Here is a 9,402-nt window from a genome sequence, read left to right as displayed (position 1 = left end):
GGGCCGGCGACCTGCGCGCGCTGGTGGTCGACGTGCTGGCGGGCACGGCGGTGCGCGGCCAGCAGGCGCGCCTCGCCGCGGGCCAGCCGGTGGAGCGGGCCGTCCGGGCGCTGCCCGGCGTCTGAGGACGCGGGCTTCAGCGGCCGACCCAGGCGTCACGGTCCTGGCCGAGCTCGCCGACGATCGGGGGCAGGCGGCCGCTGGCGATGTCGGCGAGCGTCACCTCGTCAAGGACCCGGCGTATGCTGACCCGCACGGCGATCCACACCTCCTGGAGATGTTTGGCGGCGCCTTCGTACACCGCCTCCTCCGGCCGGCGGCCCCGGACGCTGGCCAGTGGGCCGTCGGTGGCCCGGATGACCATCGCCACGGTGATCTCGTTCGCCGGCCGGCAGAGCCGGTAGCCGCCGTCGGCCCCTCGCCGGCTGAGCACCAGGCCGCTGCGGCGCAGGTCGGTGAGGATGTTCTCCAGGAAGCGCAGCGGCAGATCCTGCGCGGTCGCCAGCGTCTCACCCTTGACGAGGCCGCCGTTGGACGCGGCCAGGGTGAGCAACGCACGCAGGGCATAGTCGGCTCGCGCGGAGATCTGCATGCACCCATCTTGCCGGATCACTCAGCGTGACTGAGGCGGCAGCAGCCCCCGGCGGGCGCGCAGCCGGCGGTCGCCGGCGTTGAAGGCGGCGTCCACCAGCACCCCGATGATGAAGATCGTCATCATCATCGCCAGCACACCCACCGTGTCCAGCAGCTGCCGGCTGTCCTCCAGGTCCGAGCCGATGGAGGGATGGCCGGGGACGACGACGAGCAGCTCGCCGGCCATCAGGCTGCGCCAGGCGAACGCCCAGCCCTGCTTGAGCCCGGCCAGCACCGACGGCAGGGCCGCCGGTGCCACCACCAGCCGGTAGAGCTGCAGGCCACGCGCTCCCATGGTCCGGCCGAGCCTGGTCAGCAGGGGCGGGACGTAGTCGATGCCGCTGATGACACCGTTGGCGATCGACGGCGCCGCGCCGAGCACGACGACGAAGAGGATCGCGGACTCGGTGAGCTTGAACAGCATGATCGCCAGCGGGAACCAGACGATGGACGGCATGGTCTGCAGCGCCGTGATGAACGACCCGACCGCGGAGCGCAGCAGGGAGAACCGGGCCACGGCCACACCGACGATCCCGCCGATGAGGATGGCCAGCGCGTACCCGGCCACGGCCCGCTGCAGGGTGCGGGCTGCGGCCGACCAGAAGTCACCGGTGGTGACCCTCTCGGCCAGGTCCGACAGGGCCTCGCCCGGGCCGGGCAGCACATAGGAGGGCTTCCAGCCGCTCCACACCACGACCTGCCACAGCAGCAGGAAGATGACGACCGCGCCCAGCTTCGGCCAGGTCGCCGACCAGATCCTCAGCGCGCGCGGGGGACGGGGCTCGACGGCCGTCTCGAGGGCGTCGAGCCCGGCGAGCGCGGCGTCGACGTCGGCGGCCACATCGGCGTCGGACGCGACCGTGGCCTCAGTGGCCATGGCGGACCACCTCCTCACGCAGCCGGTCGGTGATGGCCACGGCCAGCGCGGCCACGTCGGGCGAGTCGATACGGCGGGGACGCGGCAGCCCGACGTCGAAGATCTCGGCCACCCGCCCCGGCCGGCTCGACAGCAGCACGACACGGTCGCCGAGGCGCACCGCCTCCCGCACGTCGTGGGTGACGAACAGGATGGTCACGCCGGTCTCCCGCCAGATCCGTTCCAGCTCGTCGTGCAGCAGGTCGCGCGTCATCGCGTCGAGCGCGCCGAAGGGCTCGTCCATGCACAGCACGTCCGCCTCCTGGGCGAACGCCCTGGCGAGGCTGACCCGCTGGCGCATGCCGCCGGAGAGCTCGTGCGGACGCTTGTCGGCCAGGCCGGCGAGACGCACCAGCCTGAGCAGCTCCTCGACCCGGGCCTTCCGGTCGGCCCGGGGGACGCCGCGGATCCTCATCGGCAGGGCGACGTTCCCCCCGGCGGTCAGCCACGGCAGCAGCGCCGAGTCCTGGAACATCAGCCCGACCTGGCGGCCGCCCACGTCGACCGTGCCGGACGTGGGCCGGTCGATGCCGGCGAGGATGCCCAGCAGTGTCGACTTCCCACAGCCGGAGGCGCCCAGCAGACAGACGAACTCCCCCGGCCGGGCGTCGAAGGAGACGTTGTCGAGTGCGTGGACGCGGTGTGAGCCGGACCCGAAGACCCGGCTCACACCGTCGATCCGGACCGCGCTCGCGTCGATGACAGCGGTCACTGGAAGCTGCTCCCTGCTCCTCCGGAAGGTGTAGCTACTGCGCGGCCACCGACGGCTTGCCGCTAGCCGTCAGCAGCGCGTTCACGGCCGTGAGATCGAAAATGCCGTTCAGGTCGGCCTTGGGCAGCAGGCCGAGCTCGGTCGCGTGATCGGCCGAGGCGACCAGCGACGACGCGACCGGGTCGACCGTGAACGTCAGGCGCTTCCAGGCCGGCTCGATGACGGCGTCGGCCAACGGCTTGCCGGACAGCTTCGCCAGCCCCTGGTTGGTCACGTCCCGGCCCTTGACCGGGTCGGCGTTGAGGGCGTCGACCGAGGCGGCGTTCGCCTCCACCAGACGCCTGACGATCTCGGGGTTGCTCTTGAGGTAGTCGGTGCGCACCAGCAGCAGCGTGGTGACGAACCTGCCGCCGGGCCATTCCGTCGCCTCGTCGACCAGCAGCTTCCCGCCGTCGGAGACCAGCCGGGACAGGGTCGGCTCGGGCACCCACGCGCCGTCGATGGCACCGGACTTGAAGGCGTCCACCGTGACCGTGTTGTCCTGCGGACGGATCTGGACGTCACCGCCGCCGCTCTTGTCGGTGGCCAGGCCGTGCTGCTTGAGGTAGTAGCGCAGGGCCACGTCCTGGGTGTTGCCCAGGCTCGGGCTGGCGATCGTCCTGCCCCGCAGCTGCTCGACCGAGGTGATGCCGCTCTTCACCACCAGCCCGGCGCCGCCGGAGGTCACCCCCGAGATGATCCGGACGGCCTCGCCCTTGGACTTGGTGAAGGTGTTGACCGCCGGGTTCGGCCCGATATAGGTGGCGTCCAGCGCACCGGAAATGAGCGCCTCGGATGCCTGGACGCCCGAGTTGAACGTCGAGGTCTGCAGTTTCACGCCCGGGCCGAGCTTCTGCGCGAAGATGCCCTGATCGATGCCGTAAACGGCGGGTGCGTGGGTGAGGTTGGGAAAATAACCGAGCCGCAGGGTGCCGGTCGGGCTGCCGCCGGTGTTGGCGGGCGTGACGGTCTTGTCGTCTCCCCCGCTCGAGCAGGCCGCCAGTGCCAACGCCAGCGCGCCGGCCGTGAGCAGTGGCGTGACCCGGCGCCACAGCCTCCTCGAGGACATGAGCCTTCCCTCCACCGTGGCAGCACACAGCGCCACGAAATTCGATAGAAGTGGTTGAGAAGGAGAGGATGCCAGACTTACGACAAGGTCGCCATCCCGGCTCTTTGTTCACAGAAACGATTGGAAAACAGCCGGTGGGGACTCGGCAGCGGACAGCCAGAACAGGCGGCCGGCGGACCGCCTGGAACAGACATCAGGAACAGACGGTCAGAAATCAGGAGCGGACGGTCAGAAAAGGATCGACGCGAAGGTCCCGGCCCGGTGGAAGCCCACCCGGTCGTAGGCCCGGCGGGCGGCATGGTTGTACTCGTTGACGTAGAGGCTCACCACGGGCGCGAGGGTGGCCTGCGCCAGCGCCACGACGCTGGCCGTGCCCGCCGTCCCGATCCCCCTGCCTCGCAGCTCCGGGGCCACCCAGACCCCCTGGATCTGGCAGACGTCCCCGGCGACCGCGCCGATCTCGGCTTTGAACACCACGCGCCCGTCCTCGATACGGGCGAAGGAACGGCGCTGGTTGACGAACTCGGCGACCCGGGCCCGGTAGAGCGCGCCGCCGCCGTCACGGACCGGGGACACCCCGATCTCCTCGGTGAACATCGCCACGCACGCCGGCAGCAGCACGTCCAGCTCGTCCGGCCGCACCTGGCGGACGGCCGGATCCGGAGCGGCCGCGGGCGGACCGGAGATCGCCAGCAGCGGCTGGTCCGCCCTGACCTCGCGGGCCGGCCCCCAGCCCGGTTCCAGGTGCCGCCACATCGCCAGCACCGTCTCGGCCACCCCGACGATCGAGGAACACCGGCGGCCCTGGCGACGGGCCCGTTCGGCGAACACCTTCGCCGACGCCGGGCCCGCCGCCACGGGCCAGAGGTTCGCCCCCGAATAGCACAGCGCGGCCAGCCTGCCGTCGACCACATGGCCCCACATCTGCGCCCCGAGCCGCCAGGGAGCGAGCCCGCACACCTGCACGCGGGAGGCGACGAACACGTCGGCGATCGGGTTACGTGCCAGCACCTCCCGCACCGCCGGCAGGTCGTGGTCGTCGAGCAGGCGGATGGGAGCGGAACGCAGCGGCAGGCCCATGGTCACGAGTATTCGAGGTTAGCTGGCCGAAACCGACGGTTCACCGGAAACGCCGTCAGCCTCCAGTTCCTCGGCCAGCCGCATGGCCTCCTCGATGAGGGTCTCCACGATCTGGGCCTCGGGCACGGTCTTGATGACCTTGCCCCGGACGAAGATCTGGCCCTTGCCGTTGCCCGAGGCCACCCCGAGATCGGCCTCGCGCGCCTCACCGGGGCCGTTGACCACGCAGCCCATGACAGCGACCCGCAGCGGCACGGTCAGCCCGTCCAGCCCGGCGCTGACCTCCTCGGCCAGCTTGTACACGTCGACCTGGGCACGGCCGCAGGACGGGCAGGAGACGATCTCCAGAGTGCGCTGCCGCAGGCCCAGGGACTCCAGGATCCCGATACCGACCTTGACCTCCTCGACCGGGGGCGCGGACAGCGAGACCCGCAGCGTGTCCCCGATGCCCTCGGACAGCAGTGCGCCGAAGGCCACCGCCGACTTGATCGTGCCCTGGAACGCCGGGCCCGCCTCGGTGACCCCGAGGTGCAGCGGGTAGTCGCAGCGCTGCGCCAGCAGCCGGTACGCCTGGACCATCACGACCGGGTCGTGGTGCTTCACGGAGATCTTGATGTCGGTGAAGCCGTGCTCCTCGAACAGGGAGCACTCCCACAGCGCCGACTCCACCAGCGCTTCGGGGGTGGCCCGCCCGTACTTGGCCAGCAGGCGCTTGTCCAGCGAGCCCGCGTTGACCCCGATACGGATCGGGGTGCCGGCGTCGATGGCGGCCCGGGCGATCTCCCCGACCTTGTCGTCGAACTCCTTGATGTTCCCGGGGTTGACGCGGACGGCGGCACAGCCGGCGCTGATCGCCGCGAACACGTACTTCGGCTGGAAGTGGATGTCGGCGATCACCGGGATCGGCGACTTCTTCGCGATGGCGGGCAGCGCGTCCGCGTCGTCCTGGCTGGGGACGGCCACCCGCACGATCTGGCAGCCGGCCGCGGTCAGCTGCGCGATCTGCTGCAGGGTGGCGTTGACATCGGAGGTGAGCGTCGTGGTCATGGACTGGACGGAGACGGGCGCGTCCCCGCCGACCGGCACGTTGCCGACGCGAATCTGCCGGCTGCGGCGCCGGGAGGCAATCGAGAGGGCCGGCGCCTCAGGCATGCCGAGAGTTACGGTCACGATGTCCTCACTGGCGTGTCGATGGTCACGAAGGTCAGAAACTGGACGAAAGTCACGAGGTGTTACCACTCGCCGGTTTCCGGATATCGGCGGCGTAAAAAGTTCTGATCACACCCTCGTTGACCGGCTAGTTGAATCTGATCGGGTTGATGATGTCGGCGAACAGGATGAGCAGGCTCAGTAGGGCGAAGGAGGCGACCATTACATACGCCGCGAACATGAGCTTCGCAAGATCGACACGTTTGGTCGGGCCCCGGTAGCCGGCGAGCCTGCGCACACCGTGGCGGGCCTGTTCGAAACCGAGCACCGCCAGGTGCCCACCGTCGAGCGGGAACAGCGGCAGCAGGTTGAACAGGCCGACCGCCAGGTTGACCCCGGCTACGAGAACGATGAAGTCGCCTATCCGCTGGCTCGCGGAGGAGTCCGGGGCGGACAGCAGCTCACCACCGACGCGGGCCGCGCCGACCACACCGACCAGCCCGTTGGGGTCGCGGTCGGGGCTGAACAGGTTCGTGAGCTCGCCGAGCCGGTGGGTGAGCGTGTCGTACATGCCGGTGACACCGCCGCCCATGACGCTCAGGGTCTTCGGCACGGCCGAGACCGGGTTGTACCGGACGGTCTCGTAGCCCTGTGCGATCCCGATCGCCCCGACGGGGTCGTTGCCGGCGAGCCCGGTCTGCCGGTCACGCATGACCGAGACCAGCTCCGGGTACAGCGTGACGGTCCGGCCGGCGCGCTCGACCACCAGGGGCGCGGCCCCCGCGCCGTGGGCGCGGATGAGGCGGGTGAACTGGTTCCAGCTGGTGACCGGCGTGCCGTCGAAGCTGACCACCCGGTCGCCCGCGCGCACGCCCGCGCGTTCGGCCGGCCCGGCCGGCGCGCCCGGGGCGCACCCGTTCGCCACCGGCACGCAGACCGTCCTGCCGACCGTGTTCTCGCTGGGGCGTGAGGTGCCCAGCGCCAGCAGCACGCCGTAGATCAGTACCAGCGCGATGACGAAGTGCATGAACGACCCGGCCACCAGCACGACGGCCCGCTGGTGGGCCGGCCGGGTGTGGAACGCCCGGTGGGCGTCGGCCGGGTCGATCTCCTCGAGCGGGGTCATCCCCTCGATCTTGACGAACCCGCCGACCGGCAGCGCCTTGATGCCGTACTCGGTCTCGCCCCGGGTGCGCGACCACAGGGTGGGGCCGAACCCGACGAAGAACTTCGACGCCTTCATACCGTAGTGACGGGCCGTCATGAAATGGCCGGCCTCGTGCAACAGGATCGAGACGAGCAGTGCCAGCGCGAACGCGACAATGCCGACTGCGTTGGTCATGGTGCGCTCACGCCCCGATCACAGCACTACACGCTTCTACTGGGTACCTCTCGGTCACGAAGGCATCACGTCTCGATCAGGCTCCTTGATCGATGAGGGAGCGCACCCGGGCGCGCGCGTCCCGCTCGGTGTCCAGGACCTCGTCCAGGCTCGGACGCTGCACCACGGTGTGCGCCGTGACCACCTCGGCCACCACGTCGACGATGCGCACGAAGGGCAGCCGGTGGTCGAGGAAGGCCGCCACCGCCTCCTCGTTGGCGGCGTTGAAGACGGCCGGCGCGGTCCCCCCGCGACGGCCGGCCTCGCGTGCGAGGTCGACGGCGGGGAACACCGTGGCGTCCAGCGGCTCGAAGGTCAGCGACTGCGCCCGGCGCCAGTCCATCGGGGCCTGGGCGTGCGGCACCCGGTCGGGCCAGCCGAGCGCGAGGGCGATCGGCAGCCGCATATCCGGCGGGGAGACCTGGGCGAGCGTGGATCCGTCGGTGAACTCGACCATCGAGTGCACCAGCGACTGCGGGTGGACGACCACGTCGATGTCGTCGTAGGGCACGCCGAAGAACAGGTGCGCCTCGATCAGCTCGAGGCCCTTGTTCATCAGGGTGGCCGAGTTGATCGTGACGAGCGGGCCCATGTCCCACGTCGGGTGCGCCAGGGCCTGCTCGGGTGTCACCTCGCCCAGCTGCTCACGGGTACGGCCACGGAACGGCCCACCGCTCGCGGTCAGGACGAGCTTGCGCACCTCGGCGGCCCGGCCGCCGCGCAGGCACTGGGCGAGCGCGGAGTGCTCGGAGTCCACCGGGACGAGCCGGGACGGGTCGCCGCCGAGGGCGTCGAGCACCAGCGGGCCACCGGCGACGAGCGACTCCTTGTTGGCCAGGGCCACCGTGCGGCCCGCCCGCAGCGCCGCGAGCGTCGGGGCGAGGCCCACCGACCCGGTGATGCCGTTGAGAACGACGTCGGACGGCCAGGCGGCGACCTCCGTGGCGCCGTCCGGCCCGGTGAGGATCTTCGGGATGGCGTACTCGCCGCGCCGGAAGCCCCGCCGGGAGGCCTCCGCGTAGAAGGCGAGCTGGAGGTCCTGCGCGGCGGAGGCACGGGCCACGCCCACCGCCTCGACGCCCAGCTCCAGCGCCTGGGCGGCCAGCAGGTCGACCCTGCCGCCGCCGCCGGTGAGCGCCACCACGCGGAACCGGTCGGGATTGCGTTTCACCACATCGATGGCCTGGGTCCCGATGGAACCGGTCGAACCGAGCAGGACAACCTCACGCGGGGACGGTGACTCGACCACGTGGACCATTGTCGCAGGCGTCATCCGGCTACGACGACACCTGTTCGCATGCCGACACCCGGCCCTGCCTGGGCAGGACCATCCGCGCCCGGAAGAGGGCGGCGGTCACCGTCGATATGGCATTTGTCATAGCCGCTGCCATAGCCGCGGCCTGTCGTCCCGGGTATCCCGATTTCCCGGACGCGGGGTTACCAGAAGTAGTCATCCGCCCGGCGGGGTGGTGGCCGGCGCCGGCTGCGGATGCCCCCGGAAGTAGGCCAGAGCGACCTCCGAGGCGCTGAACCGCGCGCGGGCCGCTCCGCTGGGCGGGTCGGCGTCGGGGTCCGGCCAGACGTGCCCGCCGCCCTGCACCGCCAGCAGGCCCACGTCACGCCCGCCCGGGCAGGCCGTGTAGATCAGCCGCCGCAGGGCGAGCGACCTGGTGTCGTCGATCCAGGGGGCCGCCGGGCCGCAGCCCACGAAGCCGGCGTAGCGGTCCAGCCTGGCCTGCACCGGCTCGGCTGCGCCGCCCTCCAGCGGCGTCACCGGGTCGCTCGCGCCGTGGATGGCCAGCAGGCTCGGTGCCGGGGAGGCGCAGGTGGCGGGCACAGCGGCGAAGGCCACCGGTACCACCGCGGCGAACACGCCGGGCAGCGCGCAGGCCGCGGCCACCGCCATGTCCGCGCCGTCCGCGAGGCCGGTGGCGAAGACCCGCCGGGCGTCCAGGCACATCCGCGCGGTCAGGTCGCCGACGAGCGCGGTCACGAAGGCCACGTCGTCCGGGCCGGCCGCGGGGCCGCGGGCGGAGTTCCACTTCCCGGCCACGCCGTCCGGGATGGCCACCGCGTAACCGGACCTGGCGCCGGCCTGGCCCAGATGGGTGTAGCCCTCCACCGCGGCGGCGTTCTCCCCGGCGGCGTGGAAGACGACGATCAGCGGGAGTGGTCTGGCCGGGGTGCTCACGGGGGGGACGGCAAGCTGATAACCACGGGTGTCCGCGCCGACCCGCAGCGTCTGATTGCTCGATCCGGCCGGGATGCTCTTGCCGGACACGCATCCGCTCACCACAGCCGGTGACGCCGACGCCCGCGGCGTACCGGCGCCAGCGCCGGCTCTGGCGCCGCCGACGGCCCCCGGCAGCACGCTGGCGGCGTCAGGGCCGCCCGCCGCGCCGTCCCGCTGCCCGGCCTCGGTG

Annotated in this window: 9 protein-coding genes; all 9 read right to left on the bottom strand. The window is 71.5% G+C overall.

Annotated elements, in window-relative coordinates; genetic code table 11:
• Positions 1 to 136: 136 nt before the first annotated feature.
• A complete protein-coding gene (locus NBW84_RS18995; protein WP_250286088.1) occupies positions 137 to 592 on the bottom strand; it encodes an RrF2 family transcriptional regulator in 456 nt (151 codons plus the stop codon).
• A 21-nt stretch (positions 593 to 613) separates the two neighbouring features.
• Positions 614 to 1,510, bottom strand: coding sequence for an ABC transporter permease (locus NBW84_RS18990; protein ID WP_250286087.1), 897 nt, complete (start codon positions 1,508 to 1,510; stop codon positions 614 to 616).
• A complete protein-coding gene (locus NBW84_RS18985) occupies positions 1,500 to 2,261 on the bottom strand; it encodes an ABC transporter ATP-binding protein (RefSeq protein WP_250286086.1) in 762 nt (253 codons plus the stop codon). Before NBW84_RS18985 ends, NBW84_RS18990 begins: the two co-directional genes overlap by 11 nt.
• Before the next feature lie 34 nt (positions 2,262 to 2,295).
• On the bottom strand, positions 2,296 to 3,369 hold the full coding sequence (locus tag NBW84_RS18980) for an ABC transporter substrate-binding protein (protein ID WP_250286085.1): 1,074 nt from the start codon (positions 3,367 to 3,369) through the stop codon (positions 2,296 to 2,298).
• 228 nt (positions 3,370 to 3,597) lie between these two features.
• Positions 3,598 to 4,449, bottom strand: a complete 852-nt coding sequence (locus NBW84_RS18975) for a GNAT family N-acetyltransferase (protein WP_250286089.1) — start codon at positions 4,447 to 4,449, stop codon at positions 3,598 to 3,600.
• Between the two features lie 18 nt (positions 4,450 to 4,467).
• A complete protein-coding gene (gene ispG / locus NBW84_RS18970) occupies positions 4,468 to 5,619 on the bottom strand; it encodes a flavodoxin-dependent (E)-4-hydroxy-3-methylbut-2-enyl-diphosphate synthase (RefSeq protein ID WP_250286084.1) in 1,152 nt (383 codons plus the stop codon).
• A 127-nt stretch (positions 5,620 to 5,746) separates the two neighbouring features.
• The gene (locus NBW84_RS18965) at positions 5,747 to 6,940 is read right to left on the bottom strand and encodes a M50 family metallopeptidase (protein WP_250286083.1); all 1,194 of its coding nucleotides are present in this window, start codon (positions 6,938 to 6,940) and stop codon (positions 5,747 to 5,749) included.
• A gap of 76 nt (positions 6,941 to 7,016) precedes the next feature.
• Positions 7,017 to 8,252, bottom strand: a complete 1,236-nt coding sequence (dxr, locus tag NBW84_RS18960; protein ID WP_250286082.1) for a 1-deoxy-D-xylulose-5-phosphate reductoisomerase — start codon at positions 8,250 to 8,252, stop codon at positions 7,017 to 7,019.
• A gap of 177 nt (positions 8,253 to 8,429) precedes the next feature.
• The coding region (locus NBW84_RS18955; protein WP_250286081.1) for a PHB depolymerase family esterase at positions 8,430 to 9,402 on the bottom strand (973 nt) is incomplete at its 5' end.

The sequence above is a fragment of the Protofrankia sp. CiP1_Cm_nod2 genome (assembly GCF_920664355.1).
In the GTDB taxonomy this organism is placed as follows: Bacteria; Actinomycetota; Actinomycetes; order Frankiales; family Frankiaceae; genus Protofrankia.
Note: the sequence above shows the minus strand (reverse complement) of the source record. Positions and strands in the feature narration are given on the sequence as shown.